Below are 25,897 nucleotides of genomic sequence, written 5' to 3'. Positions count from 1 at the left end.
CGAAGGGCTGCGGCAGCGCGCTCGGCAGATCGCCCCGACCAGTGGTGAAGACCCGGTCCGGGCAGGCAATGGCCGGGTCCTGAGCGCATACGGCCGGCAGCCGCATAGAGGAGGATTTAGGCTCATGGTATCGGCTTTCTCGCAATATGCCTGGCTCGTTCCGTTGTTTCCGCTGTTGTCGTTTTTGATCTTAACGGCAGCGGGACGCTCGTTACGGGATACGGGCACTTATATTAGTATAGCGGCCGTCTTTGTTTCGTTTGTGCTGGCGGTTCTGATTTTTTGGGAGCGCGTCGGAGGCGCGGCGGACTACACGTGGAACCAGATGCAGTGGCTCAAGCTTGGCGATTTCACGCTGAAAATGGGCTTTGAGGTCACGAACCTGAACGCATTGATGCTGGTCGTGGTGACGCTTGTCAGCTTGCTCGTCAATGTGTATGCGAAAGGGTATATGCATGGAGACGAGCGTATCCATGTGTTTTTCGCGTACATTGCCTTATTTACGTTTTCGATGCTCGGGCTTGTTATTTCTGAAAATCTCGTGCAGCTGTACATATTTTGGGAGCTGGTGGGCGTCTGCTCGTTCCTGCTCGTCGGGTTCTGGTACTACAAGCCCGAGGCGCGCGCCGCGGCCAAAAAAGCGTTCATCGTCACCCGGATCGGGGACGTCGGTCTGTTTATCGGCATATTGCTGCTGTTCTGGGTGATGCCGAATCATGCGCTTGATTTTACGTCCATCAGCAATGCATTCGAGGGCGGGAAAATTTCCGGGGAAATGGCGACCTGGATCGCGATTCTGATTTTTATCGGCGCGATGGGCAAGTCCGGCCAGTTTCCGCTGCATACGTGGCTGCCTGATGCGATGGAAGGCCCGACGCCAATCAGTGCGCTTATTCACGCGGCGACGATGGTTGCGGCCGGCGTGTATCTGGTAGCCCGTACGTTTGATATTTTTACAGCCGCGCCTGCGGCGCTGACGGTCGTAGCTATAGTCGGCGGCTTCACGGCGATTTTCGCAGCGACAATCGGCACAGCGCAAAACGATATCAAGCGGATTTTGGCGTATTCGACGGTCAGCCAGCTCGGGTATATGATGATGGCGCTTGGAATCGGAACGACAGCTGCTTATACCGCAGGTATTTTCCACCTGTTCACGCATGCCTTCTTCAAAGCGCTGCTGTTTCTCGGGGCGGGAAGCGTCATTCATGCCGTACACACGCAGAACATTCATGAGATGGGCGGTGTCGGCAGCAAGATGAAAGTGACAGCCTGGACCTTCGCGATCGGCGCGCTGGCGCTTAGCGGAATTGTGCCGTTGTCCGGCTTCTGGTCCAAGGATGCGATCTTGACGGAAGCGTACAATACGGGCCGTTACGGATTGCTCGCGGTAGGGCTGATCGCGGCTTACTTTACCGCCTTCTATATGTCCAGGCTGTATTTCCTCGTATTTTTCGGCAAGCCGCGCGGCGGGCAGCATGCGCATGTGCATGAGTCGCCGGCTACGATGACGATGCCGCTGATCGTGCTGGCCGTGCTGGCCGTTATCGCCGGCTTTGTATTTACACCGTTTAACCCTTGGCTCGGCACCTGGTTAACCGGTCATGCGGAGGCGGAGCATGCTTCCGTGCTGATTATGGTGTTGTCCACGCTCGTCGGGGTACTGGGGATCGGAACGGGGTATCTGGTCTATATGAAGCGGACGATTTCGGCGGAGCGTTTCGTCGCTTCGGCTCCTTGGCTTTACACGCTGCTGAACCGCAAGTATTTTGTAGATGAGCTGTATCAGGTCGTGTGGGTGCGCTCCTTGCATGCGCTCGGTCAGGTGCTTCATTTGTTTGATGTGTATGTCGTCGATGGCGTGGTGCGGTTATCTTCTTATGCCGTATTAGGCGTCGGCCGGCTCGGCTCCCGCTTGCAGAATGGACAGGTGCAGACCTACGGTCTGGCTACGCTGATCGGGCTGCTCATTCTGATGCTGGCAATCGCGGGAAGGAGGTTCATCAACCTTGGATAAAATTCCGATTCTTTCACTCATCACGTTTTCACCGCTGCTTGGCGTGCTTGTGCTGATGTTTCTGCCGAAGTCGCAGGGACAGTGGATCAAGACGACGGCGATCGTAACGACGCTTATTCCGCTGGGGTTGTCTATCTGGCTGTATGCCCAATTTAATGTCAACGTCGCGGGTATGCAGTTCAAGGAGGCTGTGCCGTGGATTACGATCCCGCTTGATCGGGAGACACAAGGCTTGAACCAGATGACCTCCTTCTTCATGGAGTTTAAGTATTCGCTTGCGGTGGACGGTCTGTCGCTGCCGCTGGTCGTGCTGACGGCGCTTGTCGCCACGATGGCCGCACTTGCGTCGGTTTATATCAAGAAGCGCTGGAAGGCTTATTTTATCTGGTTCCTCCTGCTGGAGGTCGGCATGTTCGGCGTGTTTATGGCGCAGGATTTGTTTCTGTTTTTTGTATTCTTTGAGGTTACGCTTGTACCGGTGTTTTTCCTGATCGGCATTTGGGGATACATGGATCGCGAGCGTGCGGCGAATAAATTCCTCATTTATAACGGACTCGGGTCGGCGATTATGCTCATTGCTTTTCTGATCCTGGTCAGTACGGCCGGATTTACACAGACGGTTGTCGGCAACGCGGTGTCCATTCATTATTCCGGCGACCTCAATGTCATTACGGAAAATTTGTTCCAGAGCGCGGAAGCTTACGTTAATCAGAGTGATCTGGAGGGCAATGTATTTTACTTGAGCGCTATGATGAAATGGGTGCTGTTCGTGCTGCTGCTTGTCGCCTTCGGCATCAAGCTGCCGCTGTTCCCGTTCCATACGTGGATGCTCAAGGTGCATACGGAAGCGCCGCCGTCCATCGTTATGATTCACTCCGGTATTCTGCTCAAGATGGGCGCTTACGGCTTGATTCGCTTCGGCATCCTGCTATTTCCGCAGCAGGCGGTCGCTTGGGCCTCTGTGCTGGCGGTGCTGGGCGTCATCAATATTTTGTATGGCGCGATTCTGGCCTTTGTGCAAAAGGAGTTCAAGCTTGTCCTGGCCTACTCCAGTATCAGCCATATGGGCATCGTATTGCTTGGTATTGCTGCGTTCAATACAATCGGCCTGCAGGGTGCGGTATTTCAGCTCGTATCGCACGGCTTGATTTCGGCGCTGATGTTCCTTATCGTCGGCAGCATCTACGAGCGAACGCGTACGACCCAGTTGGATGAGCTGGGCGGGTTGGCCAAGTCGATGCCGTTTATTTCCGGCATTTTGCTGCTGGGCGGCATGGCCTCGCTGGGCTTGCCGGGCTTATCCGGCTTCGTCAGCGAGTTTCTGGCCTTCGTCGGACTGTTCGAAACACAGCGAGTCGTCACTGCTGTCGGTGCGCTGGGCATTATATTGACCGCTGTCTACGTGCTGCGCGGGGTGCTCGGCATTACATACGGCCCACAGCGCAGCGGGATGCCGGATATGCGGGATGCCCGGTTTATCGAAGCGCTGCCGATGATTACGCTGGCCGCCTTCATTATTGTGCTTGGCGTATATCCGGGCATTCTCAGCGAGCCGCTGCATCAGACGGTGAGCGGATTCGATCAATTTATTCGCAGCGTTACGAAGATGGGGGGTTAGACCGGTGGAACCATTACGTCTGCAACTTCATGAGCTCGGACTGCTGGCGCCGGAGCTGACATTGGTCGCTGCTGCCGTCATCTTATCGCTGCTGGACCTGCTGCTGCCGCGCCAGAGCAGCCGCGTATGGCTGGGTTGGCTGTCCTTGATCAGTCTGGCGCTGTCGGCCGTGTTTGTGATCGTGTATCAGCTGAATCAGGTCGAGCCCCGGGAGCTGCTGCTCTTCAGCTATCGGATCGACGACTTCGCCAGTGTGCTCAAGCTTGTGCTGCTGGCCGGCGCAGGTCTCATTACCTTCATGAGCCTTGGCTCGGTGAATGAAGAGGAGATTCCGCATGTCGGTGAATTTTATTATTTGCTGCTGCCTGCCACACTAGGCGGGATGATCATGGCGTCCTCGGGCGACCTGATCACCTTGTTCGTCGGGCTGGAGCTGCTCAGCATTACCTCGTACATTTTAGTGGCGATGCGGAAGAAGCTGGTACAGTCCAATGAAGGGGCCTTCAAATATTTGGTGTTAGGCGGTATTTCGTCGGCGTTGATTTTGTACGGGATGTCGTTCCTGTACGGAATGACGGGCACAACGGTCATTCCGCAAATTTCGGCCACGCTGGAGCAGAACGGAGCAGCTCTGCAGCCGATGATTTACTTGAGCTTTTTCCTGATTCTCGCAGGCTTCGGCTTCAAAGTAGCGGCATCGCCTTTCCACACTTGGGCGCCGGATGTGTACCAAGGCGCTCCGACCCAGGTAACGGCGTTTCTGGCCGTTGTGTCCAAGGCAGCGGCATTCGCCATTTTATTCCGTGTCATGTATACGGTATTTGCCTCGCCGGGCATTATGGATACGCCGATCCACGATGATTTTCTGACTGCCTTAATGGTGATAGCAGCGGCTGCGATGGTCGTCGGTAACTTCACAGCCTTGCGGCAGACGAACATGAAGCGGCTGCTCGCGTACTCCGGGATCGCTAACACCGGGTATTTACTAGTGCCGATTGCCGTTCAGTTTACGATCGTGCATTTTTCGAATTTTGCCGAGTTTACGTTTTATTTAATCGCCTATTTGTTTATGAACGTCGGAATTTTCGCCATGCTGATGATTGTGGAGCGCTCGACAGGCGGACAAGAGCTGAAAAGCTTCGCCGGGCTTTACTACCGGTCGCCGGGTCTTGCAATTGCGACCGTGCTGCTGGTGCTGTCGCTGGCGGGACTGCCCGTGTCAGGCGGCTTCTTCGGGAAGCTCTACATCATGCTTGGCGCCATGCAGACCCAGTATTACTGGCTGGGCGCGGTCATGATTATTACGAGCGTCGTATCGTTTTACTATTACTTCGGCCTGATCCGGCAAATGTTCATGCGCAGTGATGACGAAGCCGGACCGCTGCGTCCGACGATGCCGCTCCGGATCACCGTCTGGCTGTGCGCCGGTGTCGGTGTCTTGCTGGGGTTATATCCGCAAGGGGTGCTGAGCTACCTGGAACGTATTTTTTCGATCAGCCAAGATTTGTTTATGTTTAGTTAGGATTACAAGAGACACCCTGATTTGCCTGGCCTGTTGGCTGGCAGCGGGGTGTTTTTTGTTGAATAACAGCTTTTCGCGATTATTTTTTTGCAATCCCAGATAAAACACCTCTGAGTTTCTCCGTATCGTGCAAAACCCGGCGTAAGCTCCGTTTGTTGATCCTAACGAATGCTTCTTTATGCTGCCTGCACAGCAGAACGTCTCCGGCAATTTACGGAATAATAAATGAAATTTCAACCATACTAAGCAGCATCTAGCTATATAAGCTGCAAAAAAATTAAGTTAAGCGTATAACAGGAAGCTGGAGAAGCGGTTCGAAGAATCATTTGTTTCATTTTGTATAGCTTGAAAGATGGGGATTGCATATGCAGGAGATCAGTAAAAAACATTCCATACAAGATCGACTGACGGCCGTGCTGGATGAGCTGGGGCATACGTCTGATTTATCGTTCCGGGAATGCAGACTCGGGGAGCAGCAAATTCCGGTGCTTGTACTGTGGATTGACGGGATGATCAATAACCAAACATTGAATGAAAATGTGATCACGCCATTAATTACGGGATACCCTTCATTGCTGGCGGGCGACCGTCATCAAGAAGAGCTGTCGATCCCCTTTATTTGCCGCTCGATTCTGACGGCTACCGAGGTGACGATTCTCGACAATCTGGAGCAAGCGATTCAGCTGCTCATCTGCGGTTCGGCTATTGTGGCGGTTGACGGGTGCAAGGACCTGATCGCGGCAAATACCCAGGGCTATGAGGTAAGAAATATTGAGGAGCCTGCTTCCTCGACGGTCATTCGTGGTCCGCGGGACGGGTTTGTCGAATCGCTCGGCGTGAACATTTCATTGATCCGCCGCCGGGTGCGGAGCAAGTGGGTTCGGGTGGAGTATCTGACTGTCGGCAAGCTGTCTCATACGAAAGTGGCGATGGTCTATGTACAGGATCAAGCGTCTCCAGAGGTCGTGGAGGAAGTGCGTAAGCGACTTCAAGACATCCAGATCGACGCTGTGCTGGAATCGCAGTACATTGAAGAAAGCATTAAGGATCATCGGGGCTCCTTTTTTCCGACGGTGTACAGCACGGAACGCCCCGACGACATTGCCGGAATTATTATGGAGGGACGCGTTGCCGTATTGGTGGATGGCACACCGTTTGCGCTTGTGCTGCCGTGTACGTTGTTTCACCTGCTCCGCACGACTGAGGACCTGTATTTAGCTTATCCGATCGCCACCTTTGTGCGCTGGATTCGTTATCTCGGTTTTTGGTTTACTCTGCTGCTGCCTTCTGTCTATGTGGCCGTGCTGACCTTTCATCCGGAAATGATTCCTTCGCAGCTGCTCAGCAGTATTTTATCGGCCCGTGACGGCGTGCCTTTCCCGGTGCTGATGGAGGCGCTCTTGATGGAGCTGACCTTTGAGGGGCTGCGAGAGGCGAGCATTCGGATGCCCCGTTCCATCGGTTCGGCGATTAGTATCGTGGGCGCGCTGGTTATCGGGGAGTCGGCGGTCAAGGCGGGTCTTATCTCATCGCCTGCAGTTATTGTAGTGGCAGGAACGGCCATTGCTTCCTTTACAATTCCGTCGATATCGCTGTCCGGCACGATCCGGAGCTTGCGCTTCGGCATGCTGATTTTTGCTTCAGTAATTGGCTTGTACGGGATATTTATTGCCTTGTTTATGCTAGGCATTCATCTGACGTCGATGAAATCCGTCGGTGTGCCGTATATGGCTCCGCTCGCTCCGTTTAAGAAGGCAGGGGCCGCTGAGGCACTGATGCGCCTGCCCTGGTGGATTTGGAGGCATCGGCGGACCGGGAGACGGTAACCTTGTAGCGAGGGAGGCGAGCTTGGGTGGCACGAAGCGTGCAACAACTGAAGAGGATCGCCTGCTTGCTCCCGTTACTTTTCCTGTGCGGCTGCTGGAGCCAGTTGAACTTTGACCAGCTGACGGTTGTTTCCGCCATCGGGCTGGATTTGACCAAGGACAAGCAACTGGAGGTGACCTTGCAGCTAATCAACCCTACATTGCCCATTGCGGCTGGGGGAGGGAACCAGAACCGAAAGCCGTTTGCCGTCTATTCGGCATCAGGAGCTACGATCGAGGAAGCGGTAGCTACGATCCGGCATCAGGCGAAGAAAAATTTGTTTTTTCCGCAAACGAAAATCGTGTTAATCGGGGAAACGCTCGCCAGAAGCGGGTTGGATGGATTTATGGACTTTTTCTGGAGGGAAGCGAATCAAAACTTCAACAGCCATATTCTCGTTTCCAAAACACCGGCCAAGGAAGCGCTCCAGCAGGCCTACGAGCTTGAGTCTGTATCTGCCGATCAGTGGAAGGCGTTTCTGAATGACAAGGAGCGCAGCGCGTCAAGCGGCTCTGTGAAAATGTATCAATTTTTGCCCCGCCTGAGCACGGCGGGTTTTCATGCGACGGCACCCGGTTTATCGGCTGTTCCGGCAGTCGGAATTAAGCAGACGCAAATTAGCGAGGCAGCTGTTTTTCGTAATTATAAAATGGTTGGCTGGCTAACGGAGGATGAAAGCCAAGCCGTCAATTGGCTAACAGGCGGTACAAAATTTGGCACCTTGCGGGTGAGGCGCGGGGGGAAGGAGGTTATTGACTTTGAACTGGAAGATATAAAGGTAGAGATGGGCTCTGTGTTTCAGGGAGAGCTGCCGCAGCTGAGCATCCGGGTCGAGGGCATCGCTATTTTGAAAACGTCATTAACGAAGCTCAATTTGTCCCGGTTGGAGGCGTTTGCCGAACTTAGGCATGAGGTCAACAGTGAGATTCAGGCGAAGATTCAAAAATCAGTCGCCAAGGTTTACAAAACGTATCAAAGTGATGTCATTGGTTTCGGGGAAGTGATTCACCGGCAAAATCCCAAGCGTTGGAAGGCGCTCAAGACTGACTGGAGCGGAATTCTGCCTGATGTCAAAGCGGAAGTAACGTCTTCTCTCCAGATCGTCAAGTCAGGTCTGCTGCAGGAAGCGGTAAGGGAAAGGATGATAACGAATGAATAGGAGCCGGAGTGAAGTATCGCCATACCAATTCTTCTTTATTATCTTTGTTTCGATTACATCGCTTACGTTCTTCTCCGTCCCGAACCAGCTTGTATCGAAGGTAAAGCAGGATTTGTGGCTGTCGATGGGCGTAGGCACCTTGATTGATATTTATGTAGCATTCCTGCTCTACTGGCTGGGGCGTAAATATCCGGGCCAGTCGCTTATTCAGTATACGAACACGGTGCTGGGCAAGCTCGGACGGGTCGTGAATGTCGTGTTTCTTTGTTTTTTTCTCGGTGTGATGATGACAGCCATGTGGATTTACAGCGATTTTCTAAATCGTACGTTGATGGCTGATACGCCGCGCTGGGTGTTTTCAGTGACGATGACCGTCTGTGCGGCCATCGCAGCTGTGAAAGGAATTGAAACCATTGCGAGATTGAGTCAAATGATCGGCGTGTTTATTGTCGTAGCGAGCATCATTTTATTTTCCAGCGCAACGCCGTATTTGCATCTGAACTATTTGCTGCCGGTTTTCGAGGATGGGATGCTGCCTGCGTTGAAGGGCTCGATTTACCCTGGGAGCTGGTTTGGCATTTGTATTATGATGGGGATGATTATGCCTCATTTGTCTAAGCCGGAGAAGACGTTCACCATGAAAGTTCAGGCCGTTGTGCTGGGTTCTTTCATCATGACCTTGTATTTGCTGTATTGCGTCATGGTGATGGGGATTGAAATGGCTGTACAGTTTCAGCATCCGGTCTATGTATTTACACGGATTATCGAATTTATTATTTTTGAACGGATTGAGGTGCTGCTGTTCCTGAGCTTTATCTCCGGTTCGTTTATTACAATCTCCACGATTTATTACGCCGCTGCCGAAGGCGCAGCCCAGCTCTTTAACACGCGCTCGCACAAGAATTGGGTGTATGCATTCGGGGCAATGCTTGTGTTCAGCCCGCTGCTGCCATTCACCTACAACAGCTCGATGGTCGGCTATTATTTGGGCTACTGGTTTCCGCTTGTTGCGCTCAGTATCGAAGGCGGCCTGACGACCATGTTGTTTCTGACCGCACTGATTCGTACCCGTATGAAGCGAAATTGACGCATCTTTACGAAGAGCCGCGGCTTGGCAAAGCCGGGGCTTTTTCCAGTGTGGCGGGGAGCAGGCAGCTTCTCAGGTATAAAGTTCGAATTGTTTGCAATGTAATAGAAAGTAACCGCTATCATTAAAATATTCCAGTTGCACCCACCTGCCAGAAGGCTTAGAATGGTATAATGAAGTTTAAGCAGAAATTCAGGATAAAGGATTTTGATGACGATGAATACTTATAGGCTAAAACCGTACATGCTTGCATCGTTCACAGGTCTGGCGCTTTTCCTGATTGGCTGCGGAACGGTTTATGCGATGGATGCAGACGATCCGTTCTACACCAAACAAACAAACTTACAACGTATTCATATGAGTGAAGCCTGGGAGATTTCCCGAGGCAATACCGGCATGGTGATCGCGATCGTGGATACCGGCGTACAGCTTTCGCATCCCGATCTGAAGGCGAACATCGTGAGGGGGGCGAATCTGCTGGACCCTGCGATGCCGCCCGAGGATGATAACGGGCATGGCACCAATGTAGCGGGTATTATCGGCGCTGTCGGCAACAATGACCGCGGAGTCGCCGGAATGCTGTGGAATGCCAAGATGATGCCGATTAAAGCGTTAAAAGCCGATGGCTCCGGAGACGAACAAATGCTAGGCGAAGCAATTCGCTATGCGGTCGATCACGGGGCTCGTATCGTTGTGCTTTCGCTCGGCCTGAATAAATATTCCGCTTATTTGAGCGATATTGTCAAGTATGCGGAGGAGCGCGACGTGCTGCTGGTCGCTGCGACCGGCAACGAGGGCAATCGGGTGAAATACCCTGCCGCGTATCCGACGGTGCTTGCTGTCGGCGGTGTGGGGCTGGACGGCCGCGTAGACAGTCGGTCCAATACCGGTCTGGAAATTGACGTTGTCGCTCCATGGAACGTATTTACAACCGGACTGTGGGATTCCTATGAGGACAAGGACGGTACGTCGATGGCTGCCCCTCAGGTAGCTGCCGCCGCGGCGCTCGCCTGGGGCCAGCGTCCGGATCTCAAGGCGTATCAAATTCGCCAATGGATTCGCCAGACGGCTGAGGATCTCGGCACGAAAGGCTGGGACCCGTCCACGGGCTACGGATTGCTCCGGGCGGATCGGCTGCTGACGGAGCCTTATATGGCCGATTCGTACGAGCCAAACCAGCGCAAGGATCAGGCGAAACCGATTTCGATCAGTAAAAAGATAGCGGCTTCGTTCGAAGGCGGCTCGGATGCCGACTGGTTTGTGCTGGATGCTCCTTATGACGGTACAGTTAACTTGACCTTTGAGATTGATCCGAAGCAAACCGTTACGGTCCAGCATACAGATGCCTCAGGCTTGCTCACCAGCAAGTCGGTGCAGCATGGGCAGACTGTCCCCTTTAAGGTGACGAAGGGCAAAAGCTACGTGCAGCTGCAGCTCAAGGACCGCAACCAGCAGGAGGCCGTTCCGTACCAGCTGGCAACCTCCTTCGAAATTTATCGCGATCCGTTTGAGGATAATGATAAGCAATATAAGGCGCATGTGCTGCCTTCCCGCAGTCAGACCATCAAGGGGACCTTTCACCAATATCATGACAGCGACTGGTTCGAGTTCCCCGTGGAACAATCCGGCTCGCTCCAGCTGTCGCTCTCGGTGGACACGGCTCGAATCGACCCGGTGCTGCTTGTGCAGCGTCAGGGCGAGAAGTCGGTGACGATTGACCTTGGCGATGATGGGGCTACCGAAACCTATGAAATTCCCGAGGTATTTCCGGGGACGTATTACTTTCGGGTGACGAATGTAAAAGAATACGAAAATCCGATAGTCGGTGAATATACGTTAAAGATTGATTACAATACCAAGCTGATTGATCCCAACGAGCCTAATGACCGTTCGTATCAAGCGACCTTTATGTCGTTAAATACGCCGTATGCCGGTTTGCTGGATCGGGCGCGCGATATTGACTGGTTCCAGTTCCGCGTTGAGGAAGAAAGCTATGTGCAAATCGGCATCAAGGATATACCTTCACCGGTTTCCATGTACATGACGTTATATGACGGCACGCTTAAATCAATGGCCAGCTCCATGAATGGCGCTTATGAGGACCGGCAGCAGCTGTCCGGCCGCTTTGCACCGGGAACGTATTATGTGAAGCTGACGGCCAATCAGGCGTTCGATAACCGGATGTACCAGCTGCAGGTCGATGCGAAGCCGCTGACCGGCGGGTATACCGACATACGCAATCATTGGGCGGCTTCGTCGATTCTCGCTTTGACCGGCAGAAGGGTTATTGACGGCTACGATGATTTTACGTTCCAGCCGGATCGTCCGATTACGCGCGCCGAGGCTACGGCGGTTTTGTCGCGTGCATTTAATTTAAGCAAGGAGCGTGCGATCGCTTATTCGGATTTGGCTGCGAATCATTGGGCTTTTCCGTACATTGCAAAGGCGGCGCAGGCGGGCATCATCGACGGTTACCCTGACAAAACCTTTGCACCGGACCAGCCGGTTACCCGGATGGAAATGACGGCGATGCTGGCACGCAGCATGAATAAGACAGGGAAGCTGCGAGGTCTGCAGCCATTTGTAGATATTGATGAAGATTATTGGGGCGCAGGGCTAATCAAGCAGATGAAAGCCGAAGGATTAATCGGCGGGTATGAGGACGGGTCGTTCCGTCCCGATCAGCAGGCGACGCGGGCTGAATTTGTGCGGCTGTTGGCCGAAGCGCTCTCGGGATAGGGGACCGGCTTCCGTAAGCCGGGTGCGCGCAAGCGATTAACGGAACAATCCGCAGGGTAAAGATGTCTAATAAGACCGCTAAGACCACAGCCGCGATGGTCGTCCGGCATTTGCGCGCAGCGGCCATGAAGGGGGAAAACAGATGGAGATGCTTGATCAAGTCAATAACTCGCTAGGAATGAAGGGCGTGTTCAACATCGCACTTGTGCTGGTGTTCATCGGTCTGTCCTGGTGGGCGCTGCAGGAACTGAAATGGGAAAGCTTATTCCGGCGTGCGAAAAGTCCGCAGGCGAAGCTGCTGCAAATTTTCCTTTCGATTGCGCTCGGCTATCAGGTGGCCCGGTTTGTTATTGATTATCTGGCTTGGTCGACATGGTTCTCCGGAATCTTCTGAAATGCGCGCGGAGCCGAATAACGGAGTGGAATGTTGTCTACAATGGATAGTACGACGGCTTGAAAGCAAGCGTGCTTGACGAATGCTTTGAAATGCGGTCGTTCATCCTTGAATGGCCTCAATAGAGGGTTTTCTTAATACACGTATAACGAATTCGCGGAAGGGGATCATCCAGGTGAGCAAAATTATCGTCCGCGGCGGCAAAAAGTTATCGGGCAGGGTTCGAATCCACGGAGCGAAAAATGCCGTGCTGCCGATTATCGCAGCCTCACTGCTTGGCATGGAGGGCGAAAGCGTGATTCATGACGCACCGCCTTTGGATGACGTGCTGGTCATTAACAAGGTGCTGCAAAGCCTTGGCGTTGAGGTAGAATACAAGCAGGAGTCAATTCGGGTCAATGCGGTCCGGATTCAAACCTGCGAAGCGTCCTACGAGCTGGTGCGCAAGATGCGTGCCTCCTTCCTCGTGATGGGACCGCTGCTTGCCCGTATGGGCCAGGCGCGAATTTCATTGCCGGGCGGCTGTGCGATTGGCACAAGGCCCATTGATCAGCATCTCAAAGGGTTTGAAGCGATGGGTGCGGAAATCGAGCTGGGCCAGGGCTATATTGAAGCAAGGATTCAGGGCCGGCTGAAGGGCGCTAAAATTTATCTTGATGTCGCCAGTGTCGGCGCTACGGAAAATATTATGATGGCCGCCACCTTGGCCGAAGGTACGACGCTGCTGGAGAACGCGGCCAAGGAGCCGGAAATCGTTGATTTGGCTAATTACTTAAACGCGATGGGCGCGCGCATCCGCGGAGCCGGTACAGGCACGATTCGCATTGACGGCGTGGAACGGCTGAGCGGGGCAGTACATACGGTCATTCCTGACCGGATCGAAGCAGGTACATACATGATGGCGGCCGCGATTACGAACAGCGATCTGTATATTGAAGGCGCGATTGGCGATCACTTGCGGCCGGTTATTTCCAAGATGCAGGAGATGGGCGTGCAAATTGACGAGGATGAAAACGGGCTGCGCGTATTCGCAAGCCGCCCTTTGCGTGCGGTTGATGTGAAAACTTTGCCGTATCCGGGTTTCCCGACCGATATGCAATCCCAGATGATGGCGCTGCTGCTCACGGCTGACGGCACAAGCATCGTGACGGAAACAGTGTTCGAAAACCGTTTCATGCATGTGGAGCAGATGGCCAACATGAGCGCCCAGATCAAGGTGGAAGGCCGTACTGCCGTCGTCAGCGGCGGCGGCAGGCTGCAGGGCGCCAAAGTATGCGCCACCGATTTGCGCGCAGGGGCTGCGTTGATTCTTGCTGCGCTTGTAGCCGAAGGCGATACCGAGATCACCGGTGTTCATCACATTGATCGGGGTTATGTGGAGATCGCCGAGAAGCTGGCGCGTCTCGGGGCTGATGTCCGGCGGCTGTCGGTAGACACCGAGCCGGAGCGTCAGGCAGAGCCGCTGCCGATGTTTGTGGTGCAGCCTACGCTGGCTTAGTGTCATACCCGGTCCGGAACTTTTACGCTGCAGGTCCTTTCTAGCGAAAGGGCCTTTTTGCGTTCACTCCCCGGCCGTGCGCTCAGGTACTATTCTATCTTTCGGGTACATAAGCTAATGTTACCCAAGCTCGCATCAATAGATGCTAGGCCCGCTGGGCTGCGAGGAATGGCAGATCGAGTGGCAGATCGAATGGGAGAGGGAGAGGAAGGGCCGCATGAGGAAGTACAAGCTATCCCGCAAGCAGGCCGCCTGGGTTCGCTGGTTTTTGCTGGGGCTCAGCAGTTGTCTGACCGTTATGTTAGTGGTGCCCTGGCTGCTTGTGCGCGTCTCGGAAGGTCGAAACGTCGTAGGCAGACCGCCTGCCGCGGAGTCGGGTCAATCGCTTGGGCCGGACCGCGAGAACGTTATGGTCAAGGTGCATCTTAGCGGCAAGCAGACGACGGAGCAGATCGAGCTGGAAGCGTATGTAACCGGCGTGGTGGCCGCCGAAATGCCGATTGAATTCGAGCCGGAAGCCTTGAAGGCGCAGGCGCTGGCAGCGCGGACGTATATCGTGCGGCGGCTTCTTGAAGGGGAGACGGCCGGGGCAGCAGGCTCCGCCGCTACGGTCACAGATACGACACTGCACCAGGCGTACAGCAGCAATGAAGACTTGCGGCGCCGCTGGGGCGCCGGGCAATTCGAGCGCAACTGGAGCAAGCTGAGTAAGGCCGTTGAGGACACCAAGGGAACCGTTATCACCTACGGCGGCCAACCGATTGAAGCCAGCTATTTTTCGACGAGTAACGGCTATACGGAAAATTCGGAGGATTACTGGAGCTTCAAGCTGCCGTACCTGCGCAGTGTGCCGAGTCCTTGGGATGCAGACCTGTCGCCGCGTTACCGCTCCAGTATGACGTTGACCTCCGAGGAGCTTCAGCAGAAGCTCAAGCTCCCGGCCGCCGTGCCTGTTTTGGCTGGCGGCAAGACGGGCATCCAGGTGCAGGAGCGAAGCGCCGGTCAGCGGATCAAGCGCTTGACAATAGGCGGACAAAGCTTCAGCGGCCGGGAGGTCCGGGAGAAGCTTGGCTTGCCGTCTAGCCAGTTTCTATGGAGTTATGCGAACGGCAGGTGGACCTTTACGACGACGGGCTACGGGCATGGCGTCGGCATGAGTCAGTGGGGAGCAAACGGCATGGCCAAGGCGGGACGCAGCGCTGAGGAAATTGTGAAATACTATTATACTGGCGTTGAGCTTGCTCCGGCGGCAAATCTATGGAAAGGTAAAAAAATGTAATTCGTGGACAGCTAGCGTATAAATCTCGCAATTCCGGTAACAATGGTTAGCGAGGTGATGATAGATGAGTGAACAACAAAAAGATGTCCAAGTCCAAAAAGAAGCTCCTAAAACTGTCGAGGGAGCGCAACATGGCAGTACCTCATTCTGGAAGAGATTGCTCGGTAAAAAATGGGTATTCCCGGCGACGTACATGGCAGCAGCGGCAATCATCTTAACGTTAATGTGGATGTACCAGGGAGCGGGCACGTTCGATGCGAACAAAACCGCGATTCCGGACTCCACTGGCACCAGAACGGTTACGGACAATGTAACCGGACCTGATGCCGTCGCGACGACTGCCAAGCAAGAAACGATGCAGTGGCCGGTTGCAGACCGTGCCGAGCTGGAGGTCATCCTGCCGTTTTTCGACAACAAGGCGCCTAGCGATGTCCGCCAGGCGGCGATGGTTGAATACGGCGATACGTTCACGCCGCACATCGGAATGGATTTCGCCAAGCCGGATAACAGCGCCTTCGATGTACTGGCGGCAGCCAGCGGCAAGGTGACCATGGTGCAGAAAGATCCGATTGTCGGCAATCTCGTTGAAATTACACACAACAACGGCTTGGTTTCCGTCTACCAAAGCTTGGCTGATGTGAAGGTCGCACCGAACGCCGAGGTTAAAAAAGGCGATGTACTCGCTAAAGCAGGCCGCAATGAGCTTGAGAAGGATCAAGGTATTCATTTGCACTTTGAGCTTCGCCAGGGCCAAGGCGGACCGGCTCTGAATCCGGAGCAGCACATTCTGGAGCAATAACAGCAAGCGTGACACACCGGCAGGGGAGCAGCTCCCCCTGCTTTTTGCTTTGTCGGCTCGCTTGCAGGCGGTCGATCCCGTTCACCGAAGCTGAATATTGAAAATAATTGTACATTCCAGGCTTGTCATGGCCGTGAAACAAAGAATATAAGCGGTTGCTCCTCATATACTGTACCAAACTAACTCGAGTGAGGGAGGCGAGGGGAGTGCACGATTACATTAAGGAACGAACCATTAAGATCGGACGTTGCCTGGTGGAGACCAAGCATACGGTTCGCACCATAGCCAAGGAATTCGGTGTGTCCAAGAGCACGGTGCACAAGGATCTCACGGAGCGTCTGCCGGAAATCAATCCGGAGCTTGCCAATCAGGTCAAGCATATTCTGGAGTATCACAAGTCAATCCGCCATCTTCGCGGGGGAGAAGCGACTAAAATCAAGTACCGCAAAACCCGCAACCCGAAGGCACAGGAGAAGCTCGTTACGGTCAAGTAGCTCTGCTCTGATCACCTTCCCCTCGCTGGATCGGCGCACGAGCGAGATTTGTCGAAATAGCAGTCGTAAAAAAGAGGAATTTCCAATTCGATGACGAATTTACTTACATAACGCATATCACTCGCAGTGCCGCTTCTTCATTGAAGGTTGGACGGTTGGTTAGGGAGGACTAGGAAGGATGTTAAGCAAGGATATTGGAATAGATCTGGGGACCGCGAACGTCCTGATTCATGTCAAAGGTCGGGGCGTGGTCCTGGATGAGCCGTCTGTCGTAGCGATTGAAAGCGACACGAAGCGGGTGCTCGCAGTCGGCGAGGAAGCCCGTCGTATGGTTGGGCGGACACCGGGCAACGTCGTGGCGATTCGCCCGCTGAAGGACGGGGTGATTGCCGATTTCGAAATTACGGAAATGATGCTGAAATATTTCATTAATAAAATTGGCGGGAAAAACTGGTACAGCCATCCCCGCATTCTCATCTGCGCTCCGACGAATATCACATCCGTCGAGCAGAAGGCGATCCGCGAGGCGGCTGAGCGCAGCGGCGCACGGGAAGTGTTTCTGGAGGAAGAGCCGAAAGCGGCCGCGATCGGCGCCGGGATGGACATTTTCCAGCCGAGCGGCAATATGGTCGTTGATATCGGCGGCGGAACGACGGATGTGGCGGTATTGTCGATGGGCGACATCGTCACGTCCTCTTCCGTTAAAAATGCAGGGGACAAGTTCGACTTGTCCATCACGAAATATATTAAATCGAAGTACAAGCTGCTGATCGGTGAACGGACAAGCGAGGATATTAAAATCCGGATCGGAACCGTACACCCGGACGGAAAAAAAGAAACGATGGACATTCGTGGCCGCGATATGGTCAGCGGTCTGCCGCTGACGATGACGATCAACGCTCAAGAGATCAAGGAAGCGCTCTGGGAGCCGGTTTCTACGATTGTAACGGCGGCCAAAACCGTGCTGGAGCGGACGCCTCCGGAGCTGTCGGCGGATATTATTGACCGGGGCGTCATCCTGACGGGTGGAGGCGCTATGCTGCATGGCATCGACCAGCTGCTTGCGGACGAGCTGCGGGTTCCGGTGCTGATCGCCGAAGATCCTATGCATTGTGTGGTCAAAGGGACCGGCATTATGCTGGACAACCTCGACAAAGTTTCGAAACGAAAATTTTAGGGAGGCACAACATCCATGCTAAGAGGTTTGTACACGGCCGCTTCCGGGCTGGTCGCGCAGCAGCGCCGACATGATATTGTGACGAACAATATATCTAATATCAATACGCCCGGCTTCAAGGGAGGCAACGGCATCAACCGTTCTTTTCCCGAGATGCTGATCTCGCGTATGCGCGGCGGACAGGACGAGCCGGGTTCAACCTCGATCGGCGGCATTTACACGGGGGTACTGGCTGAGGAAAACGTATCGCTGCACGCGCAGGGCGATATTCAGGAGACGAATAACCCGCTCGACTTTGCGCTCGTATCGAATATTCAAGTGCCGGGCGCGCAGTTTGATCGGTCTGGTAAATACGTCGATGAAAATGGGCAGCGAATTATCCAGCCGCAGGCGTTTTTCACGGTCATCAATGCAGAGGGCGAGCAGCGGTATTCGTTAAACGGCAAGTTTTCGCTGGATGCAACGGGGCAGATGATTGATTCGGACGGACATCAGGTGATTGACCGCGACGGACAGCCGATCGTGCTCGTCGATCCGGCTACGAATACGCCGATTACGAACTTCCGGATTACACGCACCGGGGTGTTCACCAATGTCGATGGACAAGCCATCAACGGAGCGAATGGCCAGCCGATGGCGATGAGCATTACGCGCGTCGAGGACCCGAACGCCCTCATACGGGAAGGAAACGGGCTGTATCGGTTGAACAACCCGGACGACGGCGGTTTCCGGCTGACGAACGATCAGGATCAGGTTGAGGTGCGGCAAGGGTTTATGGAGCGTTCGAATGTGGACGCCGGCCAGTCGATGGTCGATCTGATGTCTGCGCTGCGGTCGTATGAGGCGAACCAGAAGATGGTGCAGTATTATGATAAAAGCATGGAAAAGGCAGTTAATGATATCGGGCGGATCTAATCTGCTGTAGGGGGAGGAGCAGTTCCATGAATAATTCGATGATCAACTCTTCGGTAAGCATGCATGCCCTGCAGCAGAAGCTGGACTTGCTTGCGAATAATATTGCCAACGTCAACACCTCCGGCTACAAGCGGAAGGAGGCTTCCTTCCAGGACGTGCTGACGAGTGTCAAGCAGCAGCCGCAAGGCTTTCAGAAGGATGGACGGCTGACGCCGCTCGGGTACAATCACGGCTGGGGGAGCAAGCTGGTGGAGGCGCAGCTGAATATGGAACAGGGTTCGCTGGAGAATACAACCAACCCGCTTGATTTCGCCATCGAGGGCAACGGTTTGTTTGAAATCGCGACCGTTGCGCTGGATGCGAACAACCAGCCGGTACAGACGACCCGCTGGACGCGCAACGGGGCGTTTGACATCTCGCCTTCCGTCGATCCGAATGACCCGAACGGCTTTCTGACGACCAAGGATGGCCATTATATTGTAGGAGCCGACGACAATCCGATTCGTGTGCCGCAAAATCATCGGATTATGGTGCAGCCGAACGGAACTGTAGTCGGTTATGACGAAGCAGACCGGACGGCGCCGCCTATTGATCTGGGGCAGATGAAGACGGTTCGCGTGATTCGGCCGCAGCTGCTCCAGCAGGTCGGAGACAACCTGTACGGCTTGTCCGCTGACATTACGCCGGCGCAGCGGGAAGAAATTTTACAAACCGTGACGGCTGAGAACAATGCGGTGGACCCGATTACGGTGCGCCAAGGCTTTATTGAGCAGTCCAATGTAAACCTGCCGCAAGAGATGACGGAGCTGGTCACCGTACAGCGGGCGTTTCAATTGAATGCCCGGGCGATTTCCTCCTCCGATCAATTGATGAATATGGCCAACAATTTGCGCATGTAACGGCCTTACGCAAAGCGAGGTAGAAGGGTTGAGCGATAACCGAAAGAAAGCGAAGCCCGCAGCCAAGACATGGGTCAAGGTAGTTAAGGCGATCATCCGGTGGACGTGGATTCCGGTGGCTTGCTTGGCGGCGCTTTTTATAGGGCTTTCGATAGGATATGTGGTGATTGGCAAGCAGCCGGCGGATGAGGTGCTTCGGTTGGAAACCTGGCGGCATCTGTTTGATCTGGTATTTGCCAAGACGTAAATCAGCAGCGTCAAGACTCCCGTGCAGGGAGTTTTATTTTTTTTCTGAACTAGGTATAATGGAAGGATGTAGGGAGGAGCTGGCATGGTGTGGAATGTGCCTAATCTATTAACGGTCGGCCGCCTGCTTCTGATTCCCTTGTACGGATTCGTGTTTGCGGCTGGGTTCGTCAAGAGCGCTTTCTTCATCCTGCTGGCCGCAGGGCTGACCGATGTGCTCGACGGCTATATTGCGCGAAGGCGCAACCTGGTGACTGCGCTCGGCAGCATGCTTGATCCGCTGGCGGACAAGCTGATGATGCTGACGGTCATTTTGTCGCTCGTCGGCTCCGGCATGATTGCCTGGCAGGCGGCGGGAGCGATTTTTTTGCGGGATGCGGGGATGATTGCGGGCTCTGCGCTGTTTCATTTCCGGGGCAAACGGACCGTGCCGGCAAACGCGCTGGGGAAGCTGACGACCGTTTTGTATTACATCGCTATTTTCCTGATCGTATTCCAGCTGCCGATGGCTCATGTCTGCCTGTGGTTTGTCATCATCGTCTCGTTTGTCACGTCAGGCCTCTATATTGTACAATTCATACGGCTAAACCAAAAGAGCGCTGATGCCTAACTGCGGCTTCCGCGCCCTATTTTCCCCATAAAGAAGAGCCTATGCCCGGCTTGCAGCGATTTGCTGCTTGTTGCCGCATAAGCTCCCTTATATCAACCTTCATTACTGCAGATCATGAAGGGACAAGCGTTATTTTTTGCCAAACAACGTCCGTTTATTCGGAGAAGGGAGTTTGTCCATTTATGTATAATGCTCAACAAATTCAAGACATCATTCCACACCGGTATCCGTTTTTGCTCATTGACAAAATTTTGGAGGTAGAGCCGGGGGTTCGTGCGGTAGGCTTGAAAAATGTAACGATTAACGAGCCGTTTTTCCAAGGGCATTTTCCGGGGTATCCGGTGATGCCGGGAGTGCTTATCACCGAAGCTCTGGCACAGGTGGGTGCTGTAGCACTATTGAAAGTGGAAAGCAATCAAGGTAAAATCGGGCTGCTGGCCGGCGTGGACGGCTTTCGGTTCCGCGATCAGGTTAAACCTGGCGATACGCTCATCCTGGAGGTTGTCATTACCCGTCTGAAGGGAAGCATCGGCAAGGGACAGGCAACCGCCAAGGTCGAAGGCCGCGTCGTCGCCGAAGGTGAAATTATGTTTGCGCTGGCGAACAAAGAGTAAAGCATCCGGGCAAGCGACATCTCGGGCAATTTCAGTTATATATATAACAATTGGGCAGAGGAGATGGAAAAGGATGAGCACGCAAACCCATGTACAGGAGCAATACGAGCTGTGGTTGAACGACCCGGCGATTGACGAGGCAACCAAGGAGGAGCTTCAGGCGATCGCCGGCAATGCCAAAGAAATCGAGGACCGGTTTTACCGGGACCTGGAGTTCGGTACGGGCGGACTGCGCGGCGTAATCGGAGCGGGCACCAACCGGATGAACGCTTATACGATTGCACGGGCTACGCAGGGGCTGGCGCAATTTTTGCTGAAATCGGGCGCGGCATCTCCATCGGTTGTTATTGCTTACGATTCCCGTAATCAGTCCCCGGAATTTGCACTGGAAACGGCTAAAGTTTTAGCTGGAAACGGAATCAAGGCGTACGTGTTCGAATCGTTGCGGACGACGCCGGAGCTATCGTTTGCCGTCAGGTTTTTGCAGGCGACTGCGGGCGTCGTTATTACGGCCAGTCATAACCCGCCGGAATATAACGGCTACAAGGCTTACGGAAGCGACGGAGGACAGCTTGTCCCTGATCAGGCAGAGCAGGTCATTGCCGAAATTCGCGGCGTGCAGTCGTTCGCGGATGTGCGCCGGTTGTCCCGCAGCGAAGCGGAAAGTCAGCGGCTGCTTGAATGGATCGGCGACGCAGTCGATACGGCCTACATCGAAGCTGTGACCTCGGTGAGCCTGAACTCCGAGCTGATCTCCAGTCTCGGCGACAGCTTCCGGATCGTGTTTACTCCGCTGCACGGTGCGGGCAACCTGTCCGTTCGCGCGGCGCTGGCGAAAGTTGGCTTTGAGCATGTACAGGTGGTGGCGGAGCAGGAGCTGCCGGATGCCAACTTCTCAACGGTCAAATCGCCGAATCCGGAGGAGCGCGAGGCGTTTACGCTGGCGATTGAAGCGGCGCGGAAGCTGGATGCCGATATTATTATCGGAACCGACCCGGACTGCGACCGGATGGGGGCTGTCGTGAAGGACCCGCAAGGTGAATATTTCGTGCTGACCGGCAACCAGTCGGGAGCGATTATGGTGGATTACCTGCTGCGCAGCCTAAAGGAACGGGATGAGCTGCCGGGGAATGGCGTCGTTGTCAAAACGATCGTCACCAGTGAGATGGGCGCGGTCATTGCCCGGCATTACGGGGCCCAGGTGGTTAATACCTTGACCGGCTTCAAATATATTGGCGAAAAAATGACACAATACGAACGTACGGGCGAAGCCCGGTTTTTGTTCGGGTATGAAGAAAGCTACGGGTATTTGGCCGGTACTTATGCCCGCGATAAGGATGCAGTAATCGCCTCCATGTTGATTTGCGAAGCGGCTGCGTATTACAAAAGTCAAGGCAAGACATTGTACGACGTGCTTCAGGAGCTGTATGCCCAGCATGGCTATTTCCTGGAGAAGCTGGAGTCGCGTACGCTCAAAGGCAAGGATGGGGTCGAAAAAATCCAGTCGATTATGCAGGACTGGCGGTTGCAGCCTCCAGCTGAGCTGAACGGGCTGAAGGTTGTGAAGGTCGAGGACTTCTCTGCGGGCTTGTACGGCTTGCCGGCCGAAAATGTACTCAAGTATACGCTGGAGGATGATTCCTGGTTCTGTCTGCGTCCGTCAGGTACAGAGCCGAAAATTAAAGTATATTTCGCGGTTCGCGGCGAAACGGGTGAATCGGCGGCCGAAGCGGTGGCCGGTCTGGTGCAGAACGTCATGGCCCGTGTCGATCAATTTCAGTGATAGTGGGAGCTGACAGCGTGAAGGAACGGTTTGGAAGATGGAACAAGTGGGCGTTGAAGGGGTTATGGTGGCTGGTCATCCTGGGGATGCTTGCTGCGCTGCCTGTTGCGTATGAACGGCATCAGACGGAGCAGCAATCCGGCCGCAAGGTGGATGTCGTCTTCGATTACCGCGACCTGCTCGAAATTTCGGATACACAGCCTGATCCGCGCAGCTTTATCGACAAGCAGCTGGAGCTGCTCAAGCAGCATGGCGTAAGATCGCTGGCTGTTTATGAAGCGACGCTGAACGAGCTGAAGCTGGCCCGGCGCATTGAGGTGTTTTCATCTCATGACGCGACGGCGCTGACGCAAACGCCGATTTCCCCCAACGAAAATTTTACCTATATCTTGTTGACCGAGAAGGAATCGGAGCAGCGAATTCGCGCGATGGTGGAGAAAAGCTTCAGCCAGCTGAATGTTCAGGTCCGTCCGTGGAGCTATAAAAACCAGCCAGGGCTCATTATTCAAATGGGGCTGGATGAGGCGCTTATGCAGACGATGGACCCTGATTTTCTGACGATGCAGAAGCTGAAGGAACAAGGGTTCTCCCTCGTTATCCGATTGTCCAATCGACGGCCGTTCCAAACGAATCCGATGGATAAGCTGTTAGGCGATCTTCAGCGGCTTGGCGTCAAATGGGTGATCGTCGACGGTGATTCCGTGCCGGGTTATGTCAGCGCCGAGGATACATTAAATCTCGATAAAATGGGCGAAATGCTGCGCGAGCATCAGATCGGCCTGGCGGCGATCGAGATGCAGAAAACGCCGCAGAAGGGCTTTAACGGCTTGGCCAAGCGAATCCACCATCAGGTCGTGCGGCTGCACTCCTTTACGGAGTCGGATTCGACGAAGCTGACGGAAAGCTTGACCAAGGAAGAATTAGACGGCCGCATCCAGGGGATGGCCGACCGGCTTGTGCTGGCGGTGAAAGACCGCAATATCCGGATGCTGTTCTTGAACGCCCGCGCGGTGAAAAGCGCCGAGCAGGGCAAAATCGTCAATCCGCTGAATGCGATGTATGAAGCGCTGGACGGTAAGGACGGGGCGCTGCCACGAATTGAGCAGGCAGGCTATAGCTTCGGCAACGCTCAAAGCTTCCAGCTCGTCCATTCCGGCTGGCAGACGGTCGCCAAGCTGCTGCTGTGGATCGGAGCGGTGGCGCTGATTGCGTTGACGATTTCGTATTTTGTCGCCGAGCTGGCGCTGCTCGTATTTTTGTTAGGCATGCTTGGCTCCGCCGGACTATTCGTCCTCAGCTCCAGCATATTTGCCCAGGCGCTGGCGCTCGGTGCGGGGACATGCGCCTCCTCGCTTGCCATTATGTTCGCTCTGCGGGCGGCAAAGCGTAAGCGGGAGCAGCCGTCGGGCTCGCGAGTCGGGTTCGCGGTCGGGCTGCTGCTGCGGTCGACGCTTATCTCGGTCATCGGCATTCTCTTTATCGTCGGCTTGCTGAACCAGATTACGTATGCGCTTGTGCTTGAGCAATTCCGCGGCGTCAGTGTGCTGCATCTGGCCCCGATTGCCATCGTTGCGTTGTACTGGCTGCTGTTTCTGGAGCCGATTAGCCACAAGGAGCGGCTGGGGCGTGCGCGTGAGCTGCTGTCGAAGCATATCAGCGTATTATGGGTCATTGCGGCGGCTTTGATTGCCGCAGTTGGCTTCTACTATTTGTCCCGGACCGGCAACGAGGGAACAACGACTGGCGTTGAGCGTTATTTCCGTTCGTTCCTGGAAAATACGCTGGGTGTCCGGCCGCGCAGCAAGGAGTTTTTAATCGCGCATCCGCTGTTTATTCTCGGCGCTTACTTGAGCTTTAAATACCGGAGTGCGTTGATTCTGATTTTGCTTGGTGTGATCGGACAAGCTTCGGTTGTTGACACTTTTGCGCACCTGCATACGCCGCTTGTTATTTCGTCGATCCGGGTTGTCTACGGACTGGCCTTCGGTACGCTGATCGGCTTCGCGTTTATTGGCGTCTGGGAAATTGTCACAAGGAGCTGGCGCCGATGGCTACCCCGAATCAACGCATCGTAATTTCCGGTTATTACGGATTTAATAACAGCGGCGACGAAGCTGTGCTGCAGTCCATCCTGTTTGCTTTGCAGGAGCAAGGGGCACGGCAGGGCGTAAAATTTACCCCTGTCGTGCTGTCCATTAATCCGGAGTGGACTTCCCGTACGTATGGCGTGGAGGCTGTACACCGGATGAGAATCAAGGAAGTATGGCAGGCGCTGCAGCAGGCCGACGGATTGATTAGCGGCGGGGGGAGCTTGCTTCAGGATGAGACAAGCGCCAAGACGATTCCGTATTACATCGCCGTTATTCGTATGGCCCAATGGCTGCGCAAGCCGGTATTTATTTATTCGCAAGGGATTGGACCGGTTCACCGCAAGCTGTTTTACGGCTTGATCCGGGGCGCCTTCCGCCGCTGTGAGCTGGTGATGGTTCGCGACGAGGAGTCGAAGGCGCTGCTGCAGCGGATGGGGCTCCATGAAACGCAAGTGAGTGTCGTGCCTGATCCTGTGATGGGCATGCCGCTGCGCGAAGGGGTTTCAATCCGGCCCAAGGAAGGAAAGCCAATTGTTGGCGTGTCTGTTCGCTGGTGGAATGAGGATCGCTCGGAGCTGAACGCGGTAGCCGAGGCACTTCGTCAAGTGCTGGAGCAGACGGAAGCGACCGTACGGTTTCTGCCGTTTCATCTCCCCTCCGATGAGCAGGCGTCCCTGTATGTCCAGGAGCGGCTGGGGGAACGCTACAAAAGCAGGATCTCCATCGCCCGCGATGTGACGCATCCGCAAGATATGCTGGCTGAGGTCGCGGGCTGCCATACACTGCTGGGCATGAGGCTTCATGCGTTAATCTATGCGGCCGGCCAGTACGTACCGATGGTGGGGCTCTCTTATGACCCGAAAATTGACCAGTTTCTGAACCGGCTCGGCATGAAGGCTGCTGCAAGCACGGCTCGGCCGGATGCGGACGCCATGGCTGCGGAGCTGTTGAATCAGCTGCGAAGCCGGGATAGCTGGCTGAAGGAGAAGCGGCGGAAGATCGCCAACCTGCAGAAGGAAGCGCAGCTTCCGGCAGATGGAATCGCTCGTTTTTTTGCAGATCGGTTGAAGAAATAGCGAATCAGGCGAGTAAAC

General features: G+C 54.5%; 21 protein-coding genes. All 21 read left to right on the top strand.

Annotation, left to right across the window (positions count from 1 at the left end):
- The first annotated feature begins 124 nt into the window (after nucleotides 1-124).
- The 21 genes from nuoL to csaB all read left to right on the top strand — a co-directional run bounded on the left by nuoL (nucleotide 125) and on the right by csaB (nucleotide 25,879).
- Nucleotides 125-2,014, top strand: a complete 1,890-nt coding sequence (gene nuoL, locus AC6ROY_RS14990; RefSeq protein WP_500101379.1) for an NADH-quinone oxidoreductase subunit L — start codon at nucleotides 125-127, stop codon at nucleotides 2,012-2,014.
- Entirely contained in the window at nucleotides 2,007-3,632 is a 1,626-nt protein-coding gene (locus tag AC6ROY_RS14985; RefSeq protein WP_500101378.1) for a complex I subunit 4 family protein, read from the top strand. Before nuoL ends, AC6ROY_RS14985 begins: the two co-directional genes overlap by 8 nt.
- A 4-nt stretch (nucleotides 3,633-3,636) precedes the next feature.
- Entirely contained in the window at nucleotides 3,637-5,154 is a 1,518-nt protein-coding gene (locus AC6ROY_RS14980) for an NADH-quinone oxidoreductase subunit N (protein ID WP_500101377.1), read from the top strand.
- Between the two features lie 365 nt (nucleotides 5,155-5,519).
- Nucleotides 5,520-6,980 carry a spore germination protein gene (locus AC6ROY_RS14975; RefSeq protein ID WP_500101376.1) on the top strand — a complete coding sequence of 487 codons (1,461 nt, stop codon included), beginning with the start codon at nucleotides 5,520-5,522 and terminating at the stop codon, nucleotides 6,978-6,980.
- A 26-nt stretch (nucleotides 6,981-7,006) separates the two neighbouring features.
- Complete coding sequence (locus AC6ROY_RS14970; protein ID WP_500101375.1) at nucleotides 7,007-8,179, top strand: Ger(x)C family spore germination protein; 1,173 nt, start codon at nucleotides 7,007-7,009, stop codon at nucleotides 8,177-8,179.
- Nucleotides 8,172-9,266 carry a GerAB/ArcD/ProY family transporter gene (locus tag AC6ROY_RS14965; protein ID WP_500101374.1) on the top strand — a complete coding sequence of 365 codons (1,095 nt, stop codon included), beginning with the start codon at nucleotides 8,172-8,174 and terminating at the stop codon, nucleotides 9,264-9,266. Before AC6ROY_RS14970 ends, AC6ROY_RS14965 begins: the two co-directional genes overlap by 8 nt.
- Nucleotides 9,267-9,482: 216 nt before the next feature.
- The gene (locus AC6ROY_RS14960) at nucleotides 9,483-12,005 is read left to right on the top strand and encodes a S8 family peptidase (protein ID WP_500101373.1); all 2,523 of its coding nucleotides are present in this window, start codon (nucleotides 9,483-9,485) and stop codon (nucleotides 12,003-12,005) included.
- A gap of 142 nt (nucleotides 12,006-12,147) precedes the next feature.
- Nucleotides 12,148-12,399, top strand: coding sequence for a DUF1146 family protein (locus tag AC6ROY_RS14955; RefSeq protein ID WP_500101372.1), 252 nt, complete (start codon nucleotides 12,148-12,150; stop codon nucleotides 12,397-12,399).
- A gap of 175 nt (nucleotides 12,400-12,574) precedes the next feature.
- Entirely contained in the window at nucleotides 12,575-13,897 is a 1,323-nt protein-coding gene (gene murA, locus AC6ROY_RS14950) for a UDP-N-acetylglucosamine 1-carboxyvinyltransferase (RefSeq protein WP_500101371.1), read from the top strand.
- 217 nt (nucleotides 13,898-14,114) lie between these two features.
- Complete coding sequence (gene spoIID / locus AC6ROY_RS14945; protein WP_500101370.1) at nucleotides 14,115-15,176, top strand: stage II sporulation protein D; 1,062 nt, start codon at nucleotides 14,115-14,117, stop codon at nucleotides 15,174-15,176.
- A 64-nt stretch (nucleotides 15,177-15,240) separates the two neighbouring features.
- Nucleotides 15,241-15,975, top strand: a complete 735-nt coding sequence (locus tag AC6ROY_RS14940) for a peptidoglycan DD-metalloendopeptidase family protein (RefSeq protein WP_500101369.1) — start codon at nucleotides 15,241-15,243, stop codon at nucleotides 15,973-15,975.
- Nucleotides 15,976-16,181: 206 nt separating this feature from the next.
- Nucleotides 16,182-16,469, top strand: coding sequence for a sporulation transcriptional regulator SpoIIID (gene spoIIID / locus AC6ROY_RS14935; protein WP_010499429.1), 288 nt, complete (start codon nucleotides 16,182-16,184; stop codon nucleotides 16,467-16,469).
- Between the two features lie 178 nt (nucleotides 16,470-16,647).
- Nucleotides 16,648-17,646, top strand: coding sequence for a rod shape-determining protein (locus AC6ROY_RS14930; RefSeq protein ID WP_500101368.1), 999 nt, complete (start codon nucleotides 16,648-16,650; stop codon nucleotides 17,644-17,646).
- Nucleotides 17,647-17,661: 15 nt separating this feature from the next.
- Nucleotides 17,662-18,561 carry a flagellar hook-basal body protein gene (locus AC6ROY_RS14925; RefSeq protein ID WP_500101367.1) on the top strand — a complete coding sequence of 300 codons (900 nt, stop codon included), beginning with the start codon at nucleotides 17,662-17,664 and terminating at the stop codon, nucleotides 18,559-18,561.
- A 26-nt stretch (nucleotides 18,562-18,587) separates the two neighbouring features.
- On the top strand, nucleotides 18,588-19,460 hold the full coding sequence (locus AC6ROY_RS14920) for a flagellar hook-basal body protein (protein ID WP_500101366.1): 873 nt from the start codon (nucleotides 18,588-18,590) through the stop codon (nucleotides 19,458-19,460).
- A 28-nt stretch (nucleotides 19,461-19,488) separates the two neighbouring features.
- A complete protein-coding gene (locus tag AC6ROY_RS14915; RefSeq protein WP_500101365.1) occupies nucleotides 19,489-19,707 on the top strand; it encodes a DNA-directed RNA polymerase subunit beta in 219 nt (72 codons plus the stop codon).
- A gap of 87 nt (nucleotides 19,708-19,794) precedes the next feature.
- Complete coding sequence (locus tag AC6ROY_RS14910) at nucleotides 19,795-20,316, top strand: CDP-alcohol phosphatidyltransferase family protein (RefSeq protein ID WP_500101429.1); 522 nt, start codon at nucleotides 19,795-19,797, stop codon at nucleotides 20,314-20,316.
- A gap of 182 nt (nucleotides 20,317-20,498) precedes the next feature.
- The gene (gene fabZ, locus AC6ROY_RS14905; protein ID WP_500101364.1) at nucleotides 20,499-20,930 is read left to right on the top strand and encodes a 3-hydroxyacyl-ACP dehydratase FabZ; all 432 of its coding nucleotides are present in this window, start codon (nucleotides 20,499-20,501) and stop codon (nucleotides 20,928-20,930) included.
- A gap of 73 nt (nucleotides 20,931-21,003) precedes the next feature.
- Entirely contained in the window at nucleotides 21,004-22,713 is a 1,710-nt protein-coding gene (locus AC6ROY_RS14900; protein ID WP_500101363.1) for a phospho-sugar mutase, read from the top strand.
- Between the two features lie 17 nt (nucleotides 22,714-22,730).
- Nucleotides 22,731-24,788 carry a DUF5693 family protein gene (locus AC6ROY_RS14895; protein ID WP_500101362.1) on the top strand — a complete coding sequence of 686 codons (2,058 nt, stop codon included), beginning with the start codon at nucleotides 22,731-22,733 and terminating at the stop codon, nucleotides 24,786-24,788.
- On the top strand, nucleotides 24,761-25,879 hold the full coding sequence (csaB, locus tag AC6ROY_RS14890; protein ID WP_500101361.1) for a polysaccharide pyruvyl transferase CsaB: 1,119 nt from the start codon (nucleotides 24,761-24,763) through the stop codon (nucleotides 25,877-25,879). Before AC6ROY_RS14895 ends, csaB begins: the two co-directional genes overlap by 28 nt.
- Nucleotides 25,880-25,897 lie beyond the last annotated feature (18 nt).

The sequence above is a fragment of the Paenibacillus sp. sg306046 genome (assembly GCF_059821225.1).
This window is presented reverse-complemented; position numbering and strand designations above follow the sequence as displayed.